Source organism: Vibrio injensis (assembly GCF_001895205.1).
In the GTDB taxonomy this organism is placed as follows: domain Bacteria; phylum Pseudomonadota; class Gammaproteobacteria; order Enterobacterales; family Vibrionaceae; genus Vibrio; species Vibrio injensis.
This window is the reverse complement of the sequence record NZ_BDJF01000006.1, coordinates 382,551-405,362: the sequence shown is the minus strand read 5'-3', so window position 1 is coordinate 405,362 and position 22,812 is coordinate 382,551. Positions and strand designations below refer to the sequence as shown.

Sequence of the window (22,812 nt, the reverse complement as noted above, 5' to 3'; positions counted from 1 at the left end):
TCTATTTGAGCGGCTCATCATTGCGCCTCCTGCATCATGGGTTTACTCGGAGCGAGATAGTCATACAGTTCCAATATATGTAGCCAAAATAGGGGCATCTCATCGGAAAGTAGGTGGGTGGTAGCCGGTTCATCTCCCTTCTCTAACAACACTTGTGACAGTGCTTGGATTGCTGTTTGCAACTCGCCACCACCCGCATTAATTAAACGCTTTAGCATAAGTGGTAACTCTTGAGCTGATCCTTTTACGGCAAGTCGCTGCTCTTTATTGAGCGGTGGCGGTTCGGCGAGGTTGGCGACACCGTGGCGTAAAGCTGCATCTACCAGTTTGTAAATGCTTGAGCGTGGCAGGGTTTGAAGGTACTGACTAAGCTGGTCGGGGGGATACGATGAGGCGAGATTAAACTGAAGCGGTTTACGCAGAGGAGCGAGTTTGTTGTATCGCTTTTCCCAAAATGAGGCTAAAGACTCTGTCGGATAATCTATCGATTCCAGTACCATGTAGTCGAAATAGCTCTGCTGACGTCCACCGGATTGTTGTTTGATTGCATCAGCCAAATTCATTGCGGCTTGCTCTAACTTACGAATCGGCGTTTTACAGCTAGCAAAGACAATACCGGCAGAGAAAGTTAAGGGTTGACCACAAATCTGGTAGTTGTTGTGCTTCTCGAAGAAGTGATGAAGCGTCGCCATCCCAATCCAAGCCGGGACGACAATAGTCATTTCGTCGCCACCCCAAAGCAGGGTTTCAAGCTGCACCATCGTCTCATTATTCTCTTGCACAGTTGCGCCTTGTTGCTTTAAAAACCCAACTAAACTAACCAGATACTCTGCTCTATCACTTCGTAGCTGCAAATCAAACGCTTGCTGTGCCTTGATTTTATTCGAGCTCTGCTCAATATGTGTCTTTTGCGCTTTACCAAATGCGTTACCATCAATATAAATAACGGCCACTTTACCGTTGAGGGCGAGTTTATGATGTTGACCTGCCAAGGTTTCTAAATCTGACGGGAAGCGTAATTCTTCAATATCAGTTCGCCTTTCTTCCTGAGGTTTGCCTAGGTCGCTCAGTTGGGCGGCAAGAGTCGCTTGTTCCTCGCTATAAATTGTCGTGCGCACCTTGCGGCCAATTTGATAACGGAGATCAACACTCGTACTCACTTTGCTATTTTTAGCGGCTTTGATGTGATTATTCTCTGAATCGGCAAGCAGATAGCCATTAAGAGGACAAACTTGTTCGCCACTGGAAGAAAAGTCTGGCAATGCGTGGCTAAATGACTGAGCTTGTTTATGACGACCTAAGGCATAAAGCTGCTCTTTGGCTTGTAGATAATCCTTACTAACTACGCTCGAGATGACAAAGGAGAAGACATTATTGGGAGTAAACGTTTGCTCTTTGATAGTTTGTTGCTCACAAAGATATAGCTCAACCGAAGAACGCATTTGGTTAATTGAATCGGCATCACAACAAAAGATCCCTGTAGAGCCACCCAAGGTAACCGATTGAAAACCTTTTATCTTACAATCAATAAGCGTCTTCTCTATTTGACGTACGATTTCTTTTAGCGCATAGCTGCCACCGCGTACCACACTCAGTTGATTGGTATCAAAGATAGTATTGCCAAAGTTAACCGCTTCGACTTTAAGAAAGCCCTTTTCCGTTTCTGCCATGTCCCTCTCCACACCTGAGTCTTGTCGTTACGAATTGAATGTACGCATGAAATAGCATAATTAACTAGTCGATAAAAGCAGTGAGTGTTCATTTTTGAGATCGCTTGTCTCAAACTGAGAGGCTAAACGTTGGATTGATAACAAAAGGCGATAAAACTTTTCAAAAGCGGACTTTGGTACTTTTCTTTATGCACTAGCACCCAAAAGCGTCGTTGCATATCGAGAGGGACCGTCAGTTGCTTGACTCGCCCATCTTGTAATGCGCAGTGGGCAGCCAGCTGTGACAGACAACCTAAACCTAACCCAGCTGAGACACTGTTAATTAACGCTTCAGTAGTATTAAGCTCAAAACTCTCTTGCCACTGCTCAATACGTGGCGCGACAACGCGCATAAAAAACTCTCGAGATCCCGAGCCGGCCTCTCTGAGTACCCACTGGCTGTGTTCAAAATCGCTCAGGGTGACATTCGATTTTGTGGCGAGCGGATGATCAGGAGCGCAGATAATACACATTTCATCTTGGCTAAATTGACGCGAAATCAATTGGGGATGCAGGGTCTTGCCTTCGATTAAAGCAACGTCTAACTCATAATCGACCAGTTTTTGACAAATCAGTGCTGAATTAGAAATAAATAGGCTTTGTGCATGATGATCGTATTGTGAGCGAAAGGCGCTAATTAAATAAGGCGCTAACTGATTACCAATCGTATCACTGGCTCCAATGCGTAATTGGCCAGCGAGGGTATTTTGCTGATCAAACAGATGATGCAGATCTTTGGCGCGTCCCAGCAATTCATCGGCTAAAGGTAATAGCTTTTGCCCTTCTTGATTGAGGATTAACCGATTATTGACGCGATCAAACAGCGCATGCCCCAAGTGTTTCTCCAACTCAGCCAAGGCTGAACTCACCGCCGCTTTAGAAAGAAATAGTGCCTCGGCAGCTTCAGTGAGGGTTTTATGCTGAGTAATGGTCATAAACACATTGAGCTGTTTTAACGAAATGGGACTGGCCATAGGTTGTTTAGTTTTATTGAACGTAGGTTATAAATAATCAGATATATTCAAACATTAAGCAAGAGTATCATGCGCGTATTGCGATAATAAGCCGGGTTGAGGTCAGTATGATTCAAGCAGCAAAAACAAAAGTGATGGGAGCACCAACGCCCATGGCCGGATTGGCATTAGGTATTGCCAGTTTAGGTTGGAGCTGGGAAAACCTTGCCAATTTACAAGGCTATGGTCAGTGGCTTGGCGCAGCGCTAGCCAGTGTGCTGTTGATTATTTTAGCGTTCAAGTTTCTTTTACATCATCATTTACTCCGCCAAGATTTGGCGCATCCTGTGGTAGGCAGTGTCGTGCCCACTTTTGCTATGGCGTGCATGGTCGTGTCTCATTCAGTGGGCCAATTCTCACCACTCTTTGGTGATGGATTGTGGTTGTTGGCGGTGCTATTGCACGTCATCTTCTTGGTAAGTTTTGTTTATCATCGTGCTAAAGCGTTTGAATTGCACCATATGGTGCCGAGCTGGTTTGTACCACCAGTGGGGATCATTGTGGCTGATGTGTCATTTTCTGGTAACCCGCTATTGGCTCCGATTGCTCATGCAACCTTAATCTTTGGTATGTTGGCCTATGCGGTAATGCTACCGATGATGATCTACCGTTTTATGTTTACCCATCAAGTACCCGATGCGGCTAAACCCACTTTGGCGATTTTGGCAGCGCCAGCGAGTCTCTCTTTAGCGGGCTATTTAACAGTGACAACTGAGCCTTCGCCGGTGATCATTGCTTTACTGTTTGGTATTGCGGTATTAATGACTGCGATTATTTACCTCGCGTTTACTCAATTACTGCGTTTACCTTTTAGCCCTGGTTATGCCGCGTTTACTTTCCCGATGGTGATTGGTGCTACTGCATTATTTAAAACCGCCCATTGGATGGAAAGCGTCAATCTCGCTCCTCACTATGTGCAGCAGGTTCATGCCCTTGCCAGCTTTGAATTGATGATGGCCACCGTGGTGGTTGGATACGTAGCGCTACGTTACCTGATGTTCTATTTTCCAGCTCGTTCATTGGCTGGTCAGGCAAGATAATCATCCTATATTAGGGGTAACAGACCCTAGGAAAATTATCCAGTTAACAGCACTTATGCTACTCTGAACCTTCATTAAGGGCAGAGTAGTGTGAGTGTATTGTGTTTACCGTTTATCATTCGAATAACGTTGAAATCCTCAAAACGCTGTTAGTTCAGTTGATCAAAAACGACCCGTTAGCGCACCCGTTTGACAAAGAAAAAATCCTGGTACAAAGCTCAGGCATGTCACAATGGCTGAAGATGGCGTTAGCCAAAGAAATTGGCATTGCGGCGAATCTTGAGTTTCCATTACCCGCCAGTTTTATTTGGGAGATGTTCACCCAAATTTTACCTGAGGTGCCAAAGCGCAGCGCTTTCAATAAAGAGGCGATGACTTGGAAACTGATGCGCTTGTTACCAACTCTGCTCTCTCATCCACAGTTCGCGGCGTTAGAACGCTATCTAGAGCAAGATGAAGACCATTCTAAGCTCTATCAACTGGCGGAAAAAATTGCCGATATTTTCGATGGTTATTTAGTGTATCGCCCAGATTGGATCGCTCAATGGGAAGCGGGAGAGGAAGTTAAAGAGCTCGATGACGAGCATCCTTGGCAAGCGATATTATGGCAAGCCCTATATCAAGATACCCTCCAGCAAGGTCAATCTCACTATCATCGCGCCAATTTGTATCAGCGCTTTATTGAGCACTTAGCCAGTGGTGTGTTGGACATCAGTCTGCTTCCCAAGCGATTGTTTATTTTTGGTATTTCCTCCTTACCGCCACGCTATTTGGATGCGCTACGAGCACTCGGTGAACACATTGATGTGCACTTAATGTTTACTAACCCTTGCCAGCATTATTGGGGGGATATTCGCGATCGAAAAACCTTGGCCAAACTGGAGAGCCGCCAGCGCAAAATGCTGGCGCTACAAAATAATGAGATTCAACTGGCTGGTCAGCGCTCGCCACTGAAAGGTGGTATAGAAGCCAACTTGGCTGATGAGCTGCACAATGAAGCGTCAGTGGGCAATAACTTGTTAGCCTCGATGGGCAAATTGGGGCGCGATAATCTTTATTTATTGTCGTTACTCGATTGCGAAGAGTTAGAGCTGTTTATGGCACCGCCGCGCGATAGTTTATTGCATCATCTGCAAGCGGATATTTTGCATTTAGAAGAGCATCAAGATGAGCAGCAATTAGACAGCAGTCAGCACAAACAATGGATTGCGAGCGATGATGCTTCACTGACCTTGCATGTGTGTCATAGCCCAATGCGAGAAGTGGAGGTATTGCATGATCAATTGTTGGCGATGTTTGATGCTGACCCTGATCTCAAGCCGCGTGATATTATTGTCATGGTACCGGATATTAACGCTTACAGCCCAGCGATTGCGGCGGTGTTTGGTAATGTACCGGGGGAGCGCTTTATTCCTTATTCGATTTCTGACCGCACGGCGGATCAAGAAAGCCCGATATTAAAGGCCTTTATGCAGTTGGTTCGCTTACCTGAGTCGCGTTGTTTAGCCTCTGAGTTACTCGAATTACTGGAAACACCAGCGATAATGGCGAAGTTTGCGGTTAATGAGCAAGAGTTTGCGCAAGCTAAGTTGTGGGTTGAAGCCGCGGGGATCCGCTGGGGGCTGAATGCTCATACCGCCGAGCAATTTGAGCTACCAGCAACCGAGCAAAATACGTGGCAGTTTGGTATTGAGCGCATGTTACTAGGCTATGCGATGCCCGCTTCGGCAGGCTTGTTTGCGCAAGGTGAATATGGCTTAGCACCTTATAACGAAGTGCAGGGATTAAACGCTGAGTTGGCGGGGAAATTGGCCCATTTCATTCAGCAAATCAGCCACTATCGTGCACGTTTGGCTGACACTCAAACCATCGAACAGTGGCGCAGCCTGCTGGGGCATTTGTTGGATGATTTTTTCCAAGTCGATATTGATGGTGAACTGGCGCTGAAATCGATTCGCGATACGCTAGCACAATTACAAGATCAGCTGCTGGACGCCAAATACGATCAAGCTTTGGCGGCGACGATTATCATTGATTATCTTGATAATAAATTGTTGGCGACACGAGTGAGTCAACGCTTCTTGGCTGGGCAAGTGAACTTTTGTACTTTAATGCCAATGCGTTCGATCCCTTTTAAAACCGTCTGTTTGTTAGGTATGAATGATGGTGTTTATCCGCGTACCATGGCCAAAGACAATTTCGACTTGATGAATACACGTCCGCGAACGGGAGATCGTTCACGGCGAGATGATGATCGCTACCTATTTTTGGAAGCGCTACTTTCGGCGCAGCAAACCCTCTACATCAGTTACGTTGGTCGCTCAATTCAAGACAATACTGAACGAGTCCCTTCGGTGTTAGTGGCCGAGTTGCTGGAGTATTGTCAGTTAAACTATTGCCTACAAGGGGATCAGTCATTAACGAGCGATCAGTCAGCGGAGCGATTAAGCCGAGCGTTAACTCATCTTCATGCCATGGTACCGTTTAGCTCACAAGCGTTTTTAGCTTCGCCTGCTAGTTACGCGAAAGAGTGGTTACCAGCGGCCAATCGGCAAGGGCAGGCGCGGAGTGAATTTAATCGTGCGTTAACGGATTATTTACTCGATGCTACCTTTCCTTTGAGCCTAGATCTGGTGGAGTTACAGCGTTTTTGGCGCTTACCTGTTCAGTACTTTTTTAATCGCCGTTTGAAAGTCTCTTTTGAGCCACCGCAATCGGTGATGGAAGATGAAGAACCTTTTGCTTTAAACGGCTTAGAGAGTTATCAGCTGCGCGATCAACTGCTTGATATCGTTTTGACACAGCCAAATGACGCTCAAGCACTGAGCCGCTTTTTTAGCGAGCAACGTGCACAGGGTAAATTACCGATTGGTGCGTTTGGTGAACTGGAATTTGAAACGAACCGAGTTCAAGCTCAAGAATTGGCTGCAAAGATCGAGTTTCTGTGTCATTACCCCCTTGAAGATCAAGAAGTCAATTTGCGTCTGCAGCCATGGGGCGAGGGCAAAACCGTCCATTTAACTGGATGGCTGACCAAATATTATCAATCGGGTTTAGTGCGTTATCGCAGTGGGGCGGTTCGAGCTCAGGACTACCTCGCGGCATGGATCGATCATCTCGCCCTTGCGGCAATGGGGAGTCAGGCGGCAACGCATCTGATTGGTTACGATCGTAAACAGGGAGTACAACATTGGCGCTATCCAGCGATAAATCAACAGCAAGCGCAAGCATTACTGGCTGAATTAGTGCGCTTGTTTTATCAAGGCATGAATGAGCCATTAGCGTATTTTCCGAAAACGGCATTAGCCAGTATTGAAGCTGGATTTAACCGTGGTCAATGGCACGAAGATAGCGAGAAAGCATTGAAAAAAATGGCCGATAGTTTCAACGATAGTTACATGAGTCATGGTGAAGGTAGCAATGTATACATTGCTCGTATTTGGCCACAGTGGGATGAGCCGCTTGCAGAGCAAGTTCGCCTTCTCGCCAGTCTGGTGCTTCAAGCGCCAAGGTTGGCCGCGCAATCCATGACTGAAATGGAGTCTTGATGCGATGAGCAAAATTAACGCCAGATTATTAGCATTTGCGCTTAGTCTTATATCGGTGTGCTTTGACACACAAGAGCATTCAAAGGTTAATGACTTATGAGTAGCACATCGTCAGCGGTCGTCACACCGTTAGATCCCCTTACTTTTCCACTGCATGGCGCGCGATTGATTGAAGCGTCAGCGGGCACTGGAAAAACCTTTACCATTGCAGGTTTATATTTACGCTTATTGCTTGGGCATGGCGATGCCACTACTCGCCACCCAACGCCACTGACGGTAGATCAAATTTTGGTGGTGACGTTTACGGAAGCAGCCACGGCAGAATTACGCGATCGTATTCGTCAGCGTATTCATCTAGCGCGACTGGCTTTTTTGCGCGGCTCTAGTGATGATCCTGTCATTCAAGGTCTGTTGGCTGATTATGACGATCACATTTTGGCAGCCAAGGTTTTGTTGCAAGCTGAACGACAAATGGATGAAGCGGCGGTGTACACCATTCACGGCTTTTGCCAGCGGATGCTGACGCAAAATGCATTTGAATCAGGGAGCCGTTTCAACCATGAATTTATCACCAATGAAAGTGATTTAAAGGCGCAAGTGGTCGCCGATTATTGGCGTCGCCAGTTTTATCCATTGTCGCTTGAGTTGGCGGCGGAAGTTCGTCGTTTATGGCCGTCCCCACAGGCGTTATTAGAAAAAATTGGCGGCTACTTAACGGGCTCTCCCTTGAGTTTATCGGTTCAGGCGATGGAGGGAGAATTAAGCGCACTGCATCAAACGTGCCTAGCTCGAGTGGCGGAGTTAAAGCAGCAATGGTTGCAACATCATCAAGATATCACGCCTTGTATTGAAGGCTCAGATTTGCACGCCGCAACGAAAAAAGCACTGCTCAAGCGGGTCGATTTTTTAACTCAGTGGGCGCATCAAACCTCTCATCAATTGCTGTTACCCGATGAGCTAACGGAATTCACGCAAACTGGCTTAAACGCTAAATCGAAAAAGGGCAATCCACCCCAGCATGCTTTGTTTGTCATGATTGAAGATTTTTTATCTCAGCCGAATGACTTATATGCGCCGTTGCTGGCTCATGCGATTGCCCATTGTCGCCATCGCTTAGCGAAGGCCAAAGCGCAGAAGCAATGGTTATCGTTTGATGATCTGTTAACTCAACTGTCAGCGGCGATTGATCAAGATGAATCAGGACAATTAACCGAGCGAATTCGCCAATTATATCCGGTGGCGATGATCGATGAGTTTCAAGATACCGATCCGCTGCAATACAGCATTTTTAGTCGCATCTATTTGCCACAAGCCGAATGTGGCTTATTAATGATTGGCGATCCGAAACAGGCGATTTATGGCTTTCGGGGCGCGGATATCTTTACCTACATCAAAGCTCGTCAGCAGGTGAGTGCCCATTACACCTTAGGCACTAACTGGCGTTCTAGCGCACAAATGGTGAGCGCAGTTAACCAGTTATTTAGCTCATCAACTAGCCCTTTTATGTATGATCAAGACATTCCGTTTTTGCCAGTTGCCGCTAGCCCGAACGCCGATAAGCGACAATGGCTACTCAACGGTCACAGCCAACCAGCCTTAACCTATTGGCTGCAAGAGGCCGATAAACCAATCCCAAAAACGGAATACTTATCCTGCATGGCTAAGGCGTGTGCAAGTCAGATCCAAGCTATTTTAACCGCCGCACAGCATCAGCAAGCGTATTTTAAAACCGCGCATGGGCAAAAGCTGATTCAGGCTGGTGATATTGCGGTGTTGGTTCGCACTGGCAGCGAAGGGCGGATGATCAAACAAGCCCTTGCTGAGCAAGGCATTGCCAGCGTTTACCTTTCCAATCGAGATAGCGTGCTTAGTAGCGATGTCGCGTTAGATATGCAGCGCTTATTACAAGCGGTGATCACCCCTGACGATGAGCGGGCGTTACGCGCGTGTTTAGCATCGCCCTTATTTGCTCTGGATGCGCTGAGTTTGGATGAGTTAAACAACAATGAAATCGTTTGGGATAAGGTACTTAACGAGTTCAAAGGCTATCGTCAATTATGGGCGGAGCGTGGTGTATTGCCTATGCTGCGTAATGTTATGAGCAAGCGACACATTGCGGAGCGTTGGTTAGCAGAGCCTAATGGTGAGCGTCTGCTCACCGATTTTATGCACATCGGTGAGTTGCTGCAGCAAGCTCGGCAAGAGATCGATAGTGATCATGGCTTATTACGTTGGTTAGCTCAGGGGATCAGCGATGCACTGCATGGTTTAGGGGGTCAAGATGATCAGATCCAACGTTTGGAATCAGAACAAAACTTGGTGCAAATTGTTACTATCCATAAGTCGAAAGGCCTTGAGTATAATTTGGTCTTTTTACCTTTCGTGACCAGCTATCGCAAAGCCAATGAAGCGAAATACTACGACTCAGCAAAGGATCAAACCATACTCGATATCACTGACAGTGAAGCCGCCCTTGAACAAGCCGATAAAGAGCGCTTGGCAGAAGATCTGCGTTTGATTTATGTTGCCTTGACGCGTGCGGTCTATGGCTGTTTTATCGGTATCGCGCCGCTGCGCAATGGTCAGTCGAGCAAAGAGCCGACAGGGGTTCATTTAAGTGCCATTGGTTATTTATTGCAAAAAGGTCAGGCAGGAGGCATCGCCGATTTACGTTTGGCTCTCGATGCGCAAAGTAACGCTGAGGTGACTGTTAGCGAGCCGCCAGCAGCGCGAGCAGAAGTCTTCACTGTGATGGATAAAGAGAGTGAGATACTGAGCGCGCGCACGTTACAAAGTCATATTGATCGTCATTGGCGGGTGACGAGTTATTCTGGTTTAGTTAAGCAATCGAGTAAAGCGGCTCACCATGAACCAAGTTTGGAAGTGGCAGGCTTTGATATTGATTCCGCCGATGAGCAGAGGCTCACACCGTTGACGAACGCGGAACGGTCGATTTTTAGTTTTCCGCGTGGTGCTGCGCCGGGAACGTTTTTGCACAGTTTGTTTGAAGTGGTGGAATTTACCCAACCGGCCAGCAGTGATGATAATCAACGCTTAATCATCGACCTCATGGCTCGTGAGCAGATTGATCTGGAATGGTTACCTGTGTTGCAGCAGTTGGTGGATACCGTTTTAGCCACCCCGCTCGATGGTAAGGCATTACGCTTAAATCAAAAAAATGCCAGTCAACGTTTGGTGGAAATGGAATTTCTTTTGCCGATTGAGGTGTTGAGCGCACCGAGCCTCAATCGCGTTGTGCAGCGTCATGATCCTTTATCTGCCAAAGCAAGCGAACTCGGCTTTTATCCGGTACAAGGCATGCTCAAAGGGTTTATTGACTTAGTGTTTGAACATCAAGGTAAATATTACTTATTAGATTGGAAGTCTAATCATTTGGGCGATGAGATCAGCGCTTATCATGGCGAACGTTTAAAAGCGGCGATGATAGAGCACCGCTACGATTTACAATATCAACTTTACGCGCTAGCGCTGCATCGTTTTTTACGTAGCCGCCTGGTTGATTATGATTATCAGCGTCACTTTGGTGGTGTGTATTATCTGTTTTTACGTGGTATTGATGGTCATTCGGATCACGGTATTTTCTCTACTAAGCCGAGCCTTGAATTACTGACCGAGATGGATGCATTAATTGATGGTAAAACACTGGAAACTCGCACGACAGAGGTGGGACAAATGGAGTTAGATTTATGAGTGACTCTTTGCTCTACACACTACGGCAGTTGGCACAACAAGGCACAGTACGGCAACTGGATTATCAATTTGGCCGTTTTATTGCTGAAAAGAGCCAAGCTCAATTAGGTGCACAAGATAGCCAAGTGCTGGGTTTTATTGCCGGAGTGGTCAGTGTGGAGCTGGCTAAGGGACATATTTGTTTACCCTTATGGCGTGAAAACCCGACGGCTTCTGAGCCCTTGCTACTGACCGCGGCTGATTTTAGTGCCAAGTTAGGTTTATTTGGCGATGCGGCGCTGCACGTCAATCAGCAGTTACAAGCCGTAGACTGGCTAAAAGTTCTACAAGCTTCTGATTTGGTTGGTCAGCAAGGGGAAGCGGTTCCGTTAATGTTTGATGGTCAACGTCTGTATTTACACCGTTATTGGCACTATGAGTTGACCTTAGCCGAGCGCTTACTTAGCTTTGGATCACCGATGAGCTTAAAGCCTACTGATGTCCAAAAGCTAAAAGCCTTACTCGATAACTTATTTGCTCGTCAATATCATAGACTGTTGGCCGAGCTACAAGCATTGCCAGCAAGCGCTAATTCATTAACTCGTCAACAAGTGGTGTGTGATTTTCTGGATGTCGTCAACCCACAACAACTAGATTGGAACACGATTGATGCTGCTATTAGCGGTGCCCGTCAAGTAAAAGATCTCACTTGCTTAGAGGCTTTGATCCCACAGTCGGTTTGTATTAATTGGCAAAAAGTGGCAGCGGCGGTGGCATTGACCCGGCGCTTTGCGGTGATCTCTGGCGGACCGGGCACAGGTAAAACCACCACAGTGACCAAATTACTCGCCGCGCTAATTGCTCAAGCCGATCAAGAGGATAAAATCCCCACTATTAAGCTGGTTGCTCCAACCGGTAAAGCGGCGGCGCGCTTAACCGAATCAATTGGTAAGGCGGTGGCTGAATTAGCGGTTGAGCCAGAGTTAAAAGCGGCCATTCCTACCGAATCGAGCACTTTGCATCGTTTGTTAGGAGCCATGCCGAACAGTGTCGAATTTCGTCATCATCAACGTAATCCTTTACACCTTGATATTTTGGTTGTCGATGAAGCGTCGATGGTCGATTTACCTATGATGGTAAAACTGATCGAAGCACTGCCCAAACACGCTCGATTAATTTTATTAGGCGATAAAGATCAATTAGCGTCTGTGGAAGCAGGGGCGGTGTTGGGGGATATCTGTTCGTTTTTAGTTCAAGGATACCGTCGCCAGCACAGTGAACGATTAGCCGCCCTAACCGGTTATGAAGGACTACTGGCTTTGTCATCCGTTAATGCCACGCCGATTGCCGACAGCTTATGTATGCTGCAAAAAAGTTACCGTTTTGATGTGCGCTCTGGTATCGGTCAATTGGCTAAAGCCATTAATCGCGGCCAACCGAGCGCGGTAGATGAGGTGTTCAAGCGCGATTATAGCGATATCTCGCATCATGCATTAAACAGTGAAAATTATAACCAGATGCTGAAAACGCTGGTGGAGGAATATGGCCGCTATTTGCAGCGCCTTGAACTGGCGATGGCTAGTCCGGCAACAGAAACTCAAGAGCAACAAGCGAAAGCCGCGCTGGAGTGTTTCAATCAATGCCGCGTGTTGTGCGCCGTTCGTGAAGGGGATTTTGGGGTGAATGGCTTAAATCAACGTATTGAGCGAGCACTGGCGGCGCGGCGCTTGATTGATGTGCAAGATGAGCTTTGGTATCACGGTCGACCCGTGATGGTCACTCGTAACGATCACAGCTTAGGGTTATACAATGGCGATATTGGTTTATGCATACTGGACAAGAGTGAAGCCGAACCTCGTTTGAAAGTCTATTTTGAATTACCCGATGGTAGCGTAAAGGCGATTTTACCGAGTCGAGTACCTGAACATGAAACGGCTTATGCCATGACGATACATAAATCGCAGGGCAGTGAATTTGACTTAACCTTGCTGATTTTACCGCCAGATTTTAGTCCGATATTAACGCGTGAGTTGATTTACACTGGCGTAACGCGCGCCAAAAAGCGTTTAATGTTATTTAGTGATTTATCCACCATGAAGCGTGGGATTCAGTTAAAAACGGAACGTGCCAGTGGCTTAGTGGCTAGGTTAACCGCTTCTTAATCCGCTATTGATATACCCTTCCGACTTGAAGCTGCAGGGGTGTTGGCTACGTTCGTTCGCCCCAATCACATAGTCTATCTATGCTCATGGGGACTCACTCACTTGCCGCCTACCTGCAACTCCAAGTTGTGTGGGTGTAGCAATAGGCTTACCATCCACAATCTGCATCACAGATGGGTAAGCCTAATACGCCAGAAATGTGCAACTTATTGCTTTTTTTTATCGTACGTATTTCTGGTCAACCCACTACAAACGTAACACCAGAATTTTTGAGCGGCGTTGGTAGTTGTATAAACTTTGTTTAGCAACAGGAAGAGATTCGACTCCTACTTCAATAAAGCCTTGCTCACGAAACCAATGCAAACTGTGAGTGGTTAACACAAACAGACGTTGGATACCCATTTGCTTTGCTTGATGTTTCATATGGTTGAGTAATAGCAACCCTCGATTGCCATCACGATATTCAGGATGAATCGCCACACAAGCCATTTCTGCCATTTTTTCATCAGGATAGGGGTAAAGAGCGGCGCAGCCGATCAGTAAGCGGTCTTTTTCAATGATGGTAAATTTATGGACTTCTTGTTCGAGTTGTTCGCGAGAACGGCGCACGAGAATACCTTGCTCTTCTAATGGCCGAATAAGATCAAAAATACCACCAATATCATCAATACTTGCCTGACGGACCTGTTCGGCACTGGCCATCACCACTTGAGTCCCAATACCGTCAAAAGAGAACAATTCTTGAATCAGTGCGCCATCTTCTTTATAGCTGATCAAATGGCTGCGTGGTACACCAGCGCGGCAAGCGGCAATTGCCGCGCGAAGAAAACGTAACGTACCAGTCGGGTCTTCACTTTTTGCAACTGGGCATGACTCTAAACGCTCGACGATACGTTCGACTTCATTCGGTAATAGCTCTGCAATGGCATTACCCTGTTCATCAATAATGCCCTGTTCAGAGCAAAAACCGATTAACTTATCGGCTTTAAGGCGAATTGCGACTTGAGTTGCCACCTCTTCGGATAGCAGATTAAAACATTCACCAGTGACTGAGCTGGCGATAGGGCCTAGTAAAACAATCGATCCATGCTCAAGAGTACGATTAATACTATCAATATCGATACGACGAATACGACCACTGTGGCAATAATCGACGCCATCGTCTATACCTAATGGTTGAGAGATAACAAAATTACCACTTACGACGTTAAGTTGGGTGCCAGCCATTGGGGTATTGTTGAGACTCATGGATAATTGAGCCGTAATGGCTAACTGTAATTGTCCAGCGGCTTGCATAACCAACCTTAACGCTTCTTCGTCAGTCACGCGAATACCTTTATGGTAAGGAGTGGTTCGCTGCTGGGCTTGCAAAATCTGATTGATTTGTGGCCTTGCTCCATGAACCAATACTATTTTAACACCAAGGCTATGCAGTAAAGCCAAGTCGCTAATAATATTAGCGAAATTTTTATCTGCAATCGCCTCGCCGCCAATCATGACCACCATGGTTTTACCGCGATGAGCGTTAACATAAGGCGCGGATTGTCTAAATCCTTTGACTAGAGCTGTGCTGCGAATTTTCACTTTATCATACCGAAGTGTTTAAATATGTCCAAATAATGACTTTTTATTCAATGTTTAACAAGCGGTTTTAGCGATAAAATGGAGATTTTTTATGATAGATTTGGTCAAGAAAAGATTTAGTCATTTCTTGGGATATGGGTTGTATGGTTTTACACCTAATTACCCCAAGAGCTGTGAGTAATAAGAGGGGCTTTTATGGGGATAGTATTAAGAGCCACTCATTGACGATGAGATAAGCAAGTGAGTACGAATTCAACTCGTAATAAAAAATGGTTAGAGCGAATATTAATTGTCGCTGTTCTGCTTGGTGTTTCGGTGGTGGTTTTACTGTACAGCCAAGTATTTAATCGCTTAGCCGATTCTTTTTCACCATCAAAAAGTGAAATCTATGGATTGTGGATTGAGCAGAATGTCGCCCCGTATGCCGCACAAAGAATTTATGTGCAAGCGGATGCGATCATGATCGATGGGCGTATGGTGACAACCCATTATGACTTTAACGGGCGGCATTTGAGTTTTTATATCGGCGATCAAAAGATGGAGTATCGGATGCTCAATGATCAATACACAGAAATGCGATTAGTCTCTAAAGCGCATTATAATCCGACGTTTCAATTGTCAGAAAAGTATCAAAAAAACCTTCGTTAACAATTCAGCCATTGCGCTTCACTGTGGAGTTTGTCATGCTTTTTGATGAAACCCAACATGGATAACTCCCAGTGATAAAACGATTACTTTCTTGTGCTACGTTAGCGCTTCTGTTTGGTTGCGCCCAGCCGACCGATCGCGCGCAACAATATCTTGATGAGCAATTTCCTGATATTTTAAATCAGGTTGAGCAACTCCATTCGAATACACCGCGTGATTTTTCTAAGTTTGCCGCACAAAGTGAGCAAGTGATCACTAACTCTCCTTCTATGGCTGCAATTTATCAGCCGTTATACGAAAAGCTCAATGAGTGGGCGATGCAAAGCGGCGACCCAGCAGAATTAGCACAATTTGGTGTGCAAACGGCGCAAATGGGTGGCGGCGATAAACGAGGTAATGTTTTGTTTACTGGTTATTTTTCACCAGTGATGGAACTGCGTCATACTGCCGATGAGGTTTATCGTTATCCGGTTTACGCTTTACCAGATTGTAGTGATAACTGCCCAACCCGAGCGGAAATCTACGCAGGGGCTTTAGCGGGGCAAGGCTTAGAAATTGGCTATGCGGCCAACTTAATTGATCCATTTATTATGGAAGTGCAAGGTAGTGGCTTTGTTCATTTTGAAGATGATGACACGCTTGAATACTTTGCCTATGCAGGAAAAAATAATAAAGCTTATGTCAGTATTGGTCGCATCTTGATTGAACGAGGGTTAGTCGCGCGAGAAAAAATGTCGCTGAAAGCGATTAAAGAGTGGGTGCTAGCGAATGATGAGGCGACGGTACGCGAGTTATTAGAGCAAAACCCTTCTTATGTCTTTTTCCGCCCCAGTGCTGCTGCTCCAGTCACCGGCAGCGCGGGTATCCCTCTATTACCGATGGCTGCGGTAGCAGGGGATCGCACTATTTTACCCATGGGTACGCCTATTTTAGCTGAAGTACCGTTACTGAATGCTGATGGAAGCTGGTCTGGTGTGCATCAATTGCGTTTATTGATCGTGCTTGATACTGGCGGCGCTGTGAAACAAAATCACCTCGATTTGTATCATGGCATGGGGTATCGCGCAGGTATTGAAGCCGGGCATTATAAGCACTTTGGCCGGGTATGGAAGCTGGGGTTAGAGAACTCAGCGACACAAGCGCCTTGGGCGTTGCCGCCTGAAAAACGACAATAACACGACACAGCCTAGACTTTTTTATCAAGAGTGCGTATAAATCGCACTCTTTCTTTTTGCCTCTTTTATACAGTGTGGATGCTTGTTATGCGTGAACTCGATACGCCTGCCTCAGACAATTACAATCAGCGTTTTGGCGGAACTCGCCGCTTGTACGGTGATAAACAAGTGGAGATCCTCCGTGCCGCTCATGTGTGCGTAATTGGTATTGGTGGTGTCGGTTCGTGGGCGGTGGAAGCGCTCGCTCGCTCTGGTGTTGGCGAACTGACGTTGATCGATATGGATGATGTTTGCGTGACCAATATCAATCGTCAAATCCATGCAATGACGGGCACGATAGGTAAAAGCAAAATAGAGGTCATGGCTGAACGAGTGACATTGATCAACCCTGATTGTAAGGTCAATTTGATTGATGACTTTATCAACGCTGAAAATCAAGCTCAGTACCTTAATGACAGTATGGATTATGTATTAGATGCGATTGATAGCTTATCTGCTAAAGCCTCGCTGTTGGCTTATTGCCGCCGCAATAAAATCAAGGTGATTACCATTGGTGGTGCAGGTGGTCAGACCGATCCGACACAAATTAAAGTGGCTGATTTAACAAAAACCATTCAAGACCCTTTAGCGAAAAAGCTTAAAGATCGCTTGCGTCGTGATCATCATTTTCCAATGAATCCGGCACGTAAATTTGCTATTGAGTGCGTGTTTTCTACCGAGCAACTTAAATATCCTCAAGCTGATGGCACGGTGTGCGCCGCTAAATCAAGCGCGGAAGGACCCAAGCGTATGGATTGTGCCACTGGATTTGGCGCGGCAACCGTGGTGACGGCAACCTTCGGTTTTGTCGCAGTTGCGCGGATCATTGATAAACTTATCCAGAAACATTCAGCGTAAATTTCTGTAGCAATTGAGTCAGTTGCTGCAGCGTCGAAACGTTTACCTCATCATTCATTGCGGAGCTTATCATTGATGTCCACTTTGCCTAACCATCCATTTGGTTTCACTATTACTGATGTGCACATTCTTGCCACCATGCAGTCATTACAAGGTTGGGAAGCGCGTTATCGACAGCTGATCCTCTGGGGTAAGCAATTGCCCGTTATGGAGGAGCGTTTAAAAAGTGATCAAGCCGTTGTCGCGGGATGTGAAAGTCAGGTCTGGTTAGTTAGTGCGCAAGATGAGCAGGGTGGTTGGTTGTTTTGCGCTGACTCCGATGCGCGTATTGTACGCGGCTTGATTGCTGTGGTTTTAGCGGCATTAAATGCGAAAACTGCTGAGCAGATAATGGCTTTTGATATGGACGCGTATTTTGCCGATTTGGGATTACTTGGCCATCTCAGTCCTTCTCGTGGCAATGGTCTTAAAGCCATAGTGGAAAAAATACGCACCGAGATAGCCTAAGGCTACGCTTCTTCCTGTTTATCATAATGCAATTGCGGCAGAGGGATCAGGGGGAGCGCAACCTCCTTGGCTTTTTGTTTACCTGAAAGCTGAGCAATAATTTCAATCGCAAACTCCAATGCTGTGCCTGGCCCTTGGCTGGTTAAGAGATTGTGATTAACGTCAAAGGTCACTCGGCGATTACGCCAGCGTTGCTCAGGGATACGTTCTTGCAAGCTGGGATGACAAGTCATGATCGCTTTTGGATAGAGTTGATGATGCTCTAGCATCACCGCTGGTGTGGCACAAATCGCCGCGACTAAACGGCCATCGTATTTCTGCTGTTTGACGATTTCCAGTAGTAAGGTGCTGTCGCGAAATACTTCCGCTCCGCCAAGGCCTCCCGGTAGTACGATCGCCGCAAATTCTTCATCTGCTACATCCACTAGTTTACAATCTGCTGTTAAGGTCACGCCGCGTGAGGCTTTCATCGTTAGTTGGCCTGAAAAATCCGCGCTAGCGACCACGACGTCGTAATTCGCTCGAACCAAAATATCAATAATGGTCACGGCTTCCATTTCTTCGGTTCCGGGAGCGATGGGAACTAATATGCGTTTGGTCATTAAGATATCCAACCTTGTTGTAGTGAATGAACCTGTTGATAAAGGTGCTGGTTCAGGGGAACCGTTAAACCATGCTGAGCGGCTTTTTTTATGACATAACCAGTAATAAAGTCTATCTCGGTTGGTCTTTGCTGGGCAATATCTTGTTGCATTGATGAGTAATTTTGACTTGTTGCTTCGATAACGCGATCAATAGATTCGGTGAGTTGTTGTGGTTCGATTGGCACTTGTTCGGCTTGCATAACTCCCACCAGTTCATTAATTAACTGATTGAGTAATGGTCGATAGTTAGCGTTCGCTAATTGCCCATTGCGACAGTTCTCTATTGCTGTAAGTGGATTAATCACACAGTTAATCGCGAGCTTGTGCCATAAGGCATAGCGAATATTGTCTGTCCATAAAACGTGCGGTAAAGCATGGTTGAGAACATCAACCAAAAAATCACAGCGCTCACCTTGAGCGTTGACGGCGCCTAATTGGGTGGTGCCTTGTCCGGTGTGCATGACATGATGTGCGCCCTGTTTTAATGCCCCATGAGTGGTGGTTGCCATCAGTAGTGGATAATCAGAGAGCCGCTCTGTGAGTGTGTCGAGTGCCCCCATCCCATTATGAATAAACAGTAATATGGTTTGTGGAGCCAGCTTATCGAGTAGAGGAAGCAAGGCGGTTCCTACTTGCCACGCTTTAACACAAACGAGCAGTAAGTCAGCGTGTTCAAGAGTCGCTGGTTGATTATAAGCGAGAGTGATCGGCGCTAGCTCATCCTGAATAAGGCAATATTCTCCGGCAGGTTGGGTTCCCCATAAGGCGACTTGATGGCCGGCTTTATGCAATTGATAAGCCCATAAACGTCCGATTGCACCAGGGCCTAATATAACGATATTCATCAAGTTTACCTGTAGTTAGGGCGGATTATGCTTGTTTGTTTATGGTAGCCGATGATGGCGATAAAAAAAACGAATCGGCAAGCCGCGCTGGTGAGTTAATCAATCATTTATTCAATCCTTGAATAGAATAGTTGAACTAAATAATTCCCGCGATATCACGGAATTTTAATGTTTTTTCCGGTAAATTACAGCGGCTCTGTGACTTTAAGCAAAATAAGGAAATAAATTTATGCGATTTAATCGTGCCATACTCGCCAGTACTATCGCTCTTGCATTATTAGGATGCAGTCAAACGGATAAAGACAATGCCGAGCAAGTGGCTTTTGAACTGACCATTGCCCATATTAATGACACACATTCCAGTTTTGATGCGGTTCGATCAAGTTTTTATATTAATCAACAACGTGTGTACAACGAATTTGGTGGTCATCCGCGTATTTTATCTAAAGCCAATACCTACCGTGAACAAGCTGAGAAAAATAATCAAAGCATGCTGTTTTTGCATGGTGGCGATGCGTGGCAGGGGAGCGCGTACTTTAAATTGAATGAAGGCCTAATGAATGCGGATATTCTGAGCCGAATGGGTATCGATGCCATGGCGCTAGGTAACCATGAATTTGATTTAAATAACCAAAAACTGAATGCATTTTTAGATCGGATCAACTTCCCTGTTCTTGCCGCTAATATTGATGCCAGTTTAGATAAAGATTTAAAAGATCAAACCAATCTAAAGCCGTACGTTGTGTATGCGTTCGATGGTTATGCGAAACAGCGTTTTGATGATATGAGCCAACTACCAACTGATAAACCGTTGGTGGGGGTTTTCGGATTAGCACTGGATGATATGCCAAATATTGCACCGAATACTGGAGACATCCAATTTTTTGATATGGTTGAATCTGCTCAAGCGACCGTTGATGAACTGCAAGCCTTGGGCATTAAGAACATCATTGCCGTGACCCACGTTGGTAATGCGATTGATTTAGACATTGCCAGTAAAGTAAATGGGATTGATTTGATTGTTGGTGGTCACTCTCACTCACTATTGGGCGATTTTACCAATCTAGGTTTGGGTAATAACGGTATTTATGCTCAGCTAGTCACTAACCCGAATGGCACCAGCAAAACCTGTGTCGTTCAAGCCGGAGAGTTTGCTCAAGCGATTGGTAAAACGACGGTCGCGTTTGACAGTGACGGCGAACTGATTTCATGTGCTGGCCATAATACCTTGCTGACCAACGATGAGTTTTACCATCAGGCTAATCGTCAGCAAGAGAGTGCCTTTAGCGACGATGAACGCAGTAAAGCACTCCGTTTTATTGAGCGTCAGCGTAATATTGCGGTAGCTGCCGAAGAAGCTGCACTGCGTGCTCATATCGATAGCCAATACAAGCCTGCCGTTGAGGAAGCGTATGGGGACGTGATCGCCAATGTGCCACAGGAAATTCGCCACGCTCGACGTCCAGGTGATAATAACTCTGATCAACACGGCTCTCGCGTTGCACCGATTGTCGCATTGGGACAATATTATTGGGCGGCGAGCGATGAAGTGGTGCAATTGACAGGAATGAAAGCTGACTTCGCACTGACCGGAGCCGGTGGCATTCGCACCAATATTGCTGAAGGGGAATACCGTGAAGGGGACGTGACGTTAGAAATGTTGCCTTTTGCTAACTTTATGTCGATCGTGCCAGTGAAAGGTTCGGTGATTAAAGCGTTGATCGCGAAAACCGTCAGTGAAACATTGCCGCCTACTGCCCATGCAGGGAAATTTCCATACGGCGGTAACTTGCGTTATGTGTTTGATGAAACGGTTCAACACCAAGCAGGGACTCTCAGTTTAATTGAAGTTAATACCGGTACATTGAATGAGCCAATCTGGAGCCCATTAGAGGATAATAAAATCTACAATGTGGCGATGAATAGCTACAACGCGACTGGTAATGATGGTTGGACACCATTATTTGAAGCGCAAAAAGAGCAATCTGGTCGAGTCGATTTTGCTTATGTCGATGGTAACTTGACCGCTTTCCCTGTCAGTCACATTGAAGAAGTCGCTGGGCGTTATCAAGTACGTTATCAAGGCCATGAGCTTAACTGCAAAGCGGATAACGTGCTGTGTAATACCGATGCACGCGCCGTAGTGAAATACATTGCTGAACAACAGCCAGTATTAGAAGCGCTGGATTACCCAGTCGTGACCTTGAATCGAGTTAATTAATCGTTATCTTGGGTTAAGCAAACATTTGTGATTATTAAGGCGGTTCTTTAGATGAAGAACCGCTTTTTCATTTTTACTCGATACTGTCAAAGAAATCAGTATGACTCAATAAAAAAGGGAGAAGCAAAAGCTTCTCCCTTACATGGTATTGAATAATAAATGATTAGAATTTGTAGGTGACGGCTACGTAGTGGCTAACGCCAGTCGTTTTACCCGCAAAGCCGCCATCTTCAAGTCCATAAATAGTTTTATAGCCTTTTAGGCCGTAACCAACCGCGAAGCGATCGGAATGCCAGTAGATGCCGTTAAACATCGCGCCACCGCTGCTTTCTGCGCTGTACTCATCTTTCATGCCAAATTGGTAATCGATGTAACCTTGGTAAGAGACAAATGAGCCATTGTCAAAAAAGTAGAAAGGTTTAAACCAGTTAGTTGAAATTTGGAAACCATTCCAATCCTTATGATTAGAATCATAATTACCATATATATTTAATCCAACTTTTCCTAACCATGGCACCATTACATCTGAGCCTAAACCGATTTTTTGTTGGTTGACACCAAATGTAGTGTCTGTTGTATTAACTCCATCCCAAGTAATTTCGCTCGCTACGTATAGCTCTTGTACTGGACCAAAAGAGAGATCTTTACCGGTTAATGCGTCAAGAGACATACGCGGCGCAAACTTCATAAATATTTTTGCTTGCTTATCAGCTTTGTCGCTACTTGGATTACTGGTCAAATTGAATACGTCGACATAACCATACAGGTCAAAAATGCCAGAGCGACCGCCAAATTCCATCTCTAAGTAATCGTGGCTCGATTTACCTGGTAGTTCGTTGAATGCACCCATCAAGTTAAACTGCATCCATTTATAATCGTTTTTATGGATATCGCCGTCAGAATAATCAGCCGCGATAACAGGAGCAGAAGTAGCAGCCATGAGGCCAAGAGCTAAAAGTGATTTACGCATAGGGGAACTCTCTTTGTTGAGTGAACTTACAAGGCTGAATGTTGTCCTTGCTAATTGCCGAGCATAATAGCGACAAATTTCTCAATTAAAAGTGATAGAGAGTGCAAAACTAATTGTTTATGTTGATATTCATCACACTATTTTATTTTTATTCATCAA

The 22,812-nt window shown here is 45.8% G+C and carries 15 protein-coding genes; 9 read left to right on the top strand and 6 right to left on the bottom strand.

All coding sequences use genetic code 11. From position 1 onward, the window contains the following. Window positions 1-17: 17 nt before the first annotated feature. The gene (locus BSR11_RS01940; RefSeq protein WP_072668817.1) at window positions 18-1,670 is read right to left on the bottom strand and encodes a Cas10/Cmr2 second palm domain-containing protein; all 1,653 of its coding nucleotides are present in this window, start codon (window positions 1,668-1,670) and stop codon (window positions 18-20) included. 122 nt (window positions 1,671-1,792) lie between these two features. Beyond that, window positions 1,793-2,683, bottom strand: coding sequence for a LysR family transcriptional regulator (locus BSR11_RS01935; protein WP_072668816.1), 891 nt, complete (start codon window positions 2,681-2,683; stop codon window positions 1,793-1,795). A 107-nt stretch (window positions 2,684-2,790) separates the two neighbouring features. On the opposite strand from BSR11_RS01935, the gene BSR11_RS01930 reads away from it, so the two are divergent. The 4 genes from BSR11_RS01930 to recD all read left to right on the top strand — a co-directional run bounded on the left by BSR11_RS01930 (window position 2,791) and on the right by recD (window position 13,162). Beyond that, window positions 2,791-3,762: a TDT family transporter gene (locus BSR11_RS01930; protein ID WP_072668815.1), complete on the top strand. Its 972-nt coding sequence runs from the start codon at window positions 2,791-2,793 to the stop codon at window positions 3,760-3,762. A 101-nt stretch (window positions 3,763-3,863) separates the two neighbouring features. Further along, window positions 3,864-7,310: an exodeoxyribonuclease V subunit gamma gene (gene recC, locus BSR11_RS01925; protein WP_072668814.1), complete on the top strand. Its 3,447-nt coding sequence runs from the start codon at window positions 3,864-3,866 to the stop codon at window positions 7,308-7,310. Window positions 7,311-7,406: 96 nt separating this feature from the next. After that, on the top strand, window positions 7,407-11,021 hold the full coding sequence (recB, locus tag BSR11_RS01920) for an exodeoxyribonuclease V subunit beta (protein ID WP_072668813.1): 3,615 nt from the start codon (window positions 7,407-7,409) through the stop codon (window positions 11,019-11,021). Continuing rightward, window positions 11,018-13,162: an exodeoxyribonuclease V subunit alpha gene (recD, locus tag BSR11_RS01915; protein ID WP_072668812.1), complete on the top strand. Its 2,145-nt coding sequence runs from the start codon at window positions 11,018-11,020 to the stop codon at window positions 13,160-13,162. The genes recB and recD overlap by 4 nt, the downstream gene beginning before the upstream one ends. 246 nt (window positions 13,163-13,408) lie before the next feature. Here recD and argA read toward each other — a convergent pair whose 3' ends face one another. Then, window positions 13,409-14,746, bottom strand: a complete 1,338-nt coding sequence (argA, locus tag BSR11_RS01905) for an amino-acid N-acetyltransferase (RefSeq protein WP_072668810.1) — start codon at window positions 14,744-14,746, stop codon at window positions 13,409-13,411. Between the two features lie 240 nt (window positions 14,747-14,986). On the opposite strand from argA, the gene BSR11_RS01900 reads away from it, so the two are divergent. The 4 genes from BSR11_RS01900 to csdE all read left to right on the top strand — a co-directional run bounded on the left by BSR11_RS01900 (window position 14,987) and on the right by csdE (window position 17,973). Then, window positions 14,987-15,394 (top strand): DUF2850 domain-containing protein, encoded by a 408-nt coding sequence (locus BSR11_RS01900; RefSeq protein ID WP_072668809.1) that lies wholly within the window; start codon window positions 14,987-14,989, stop codon window positions 15,392-15,394. 71 nt (window positions 15,395-15,465) lie between these two features. Then, window positions 15,466-16,569 carry a murein transglycosylase A gene (gene mltA, locus BSR11_RS01895; protein ID WP_072668808.1) on the top strand — a complete coding sequence of 368 codons (1,104 nt, stop codon included), beginning with the start codon at window positions 15,466-15,468 and terminating at the stop codon, window positions 16,567-16,569. An 87-nt stretch (window positions 16,570-16,656) separates the two neighbouring features. Then, the gene (gene tcdA / locus BSR11_RS01890) at window positions 16,657-17,466 is read left to right on the top strand and encodes a tRNA cyclic N6-threonylcarbamoyladenosine(37) synthase TcdA (RefSeq protein ID WP_072668807.1); all 810 of its coding nucleotides are present in this window, start codon (window positions 16,657-16,659) and stop codon (window positions 17,464-17,466) included. A gap of 75 nt (window positions 17,467-17,541) precedes the next feature. Further along, window positions 17,542-17,973, top strand: a complete 432-nt coding sequence (csdE, locus tag BSR11_RS01885; RefSeq protein WP_072668806.1) for a cysteine desulfurase sulfur acceptor subunit CsdE — start codon at window positions 17,542-17,544, stop codon at window positions 17,971-17,973. Between the two features lie 2 nt (window positions 17,974-17,975). Here csdE and BSR11_RS01880 read toward each other — a convergent pair whose 3' ends face one another. Together BSR11_RS01880 and panE are read right to left on the bottom strand one after the other, a co-directional pair. After that, window positions 17,976-18,575 (bottom strand): DJ-1 family glyoxalase III, encoded by a 600-nt coding sequence (locus tag BSR11_RS01880; RefSeq protein WP_072668805.1) that lies wholly within the window; start codon window positions 18,573-18,575, stop codon window positions 17,976-17,978. After that, window positions 18,575-19,462 carry a 2-dehydropantoate 2-reductase gene (gene panE, locus BSR11_RS01875; RefSeq protein ID WP_072668804.1) on the bottom strand — a complete coding sequence of 296 codons (888 nt, stop codon included), beginning with the start codon at window positions 19,460-19,462 and terminating at the stop codon, window positions 18,575-18,577. Before panE ends, BSR11_RS01880 begins: the two co-directional genes overlap by 1 nt. 229 nt (window positions 19,463-19,691) lie before the next feature. Here panE and BSR11_RS01870 point away from each other — a divergent pair, with 229 nt between their 5' ends. Then, entirely contained in the window at window positions 19,692-21,683 is a 1,992-nt protein-coding gene (locus BSR11_RS01870) for a bifunctional metallophosphatase/5'-nucleotidase (RefSeq protein WP_072668803.1), read from the top strand. A gap of 163 nt (window positions 21,684-21,846) precedes the next feature. On the opposite strand, the gene BSR11_RS01865 is transcribed toward BSR11_RS01870, so the two are convergent. Continuing rightward, window positions 21,847-22,653, bottom strand: a complete 807-nt coding sequence (locus BSR11_RS01865) for a nucleoside-specific channel-forming Tsx family protein (protein ID WP_072668802.1) — start codon at window positions 22,651-22,653, stop codon at window positions 21,847-21,849. Window positions 22,654-22,812 lie beyond the last annotated feature (159 nt).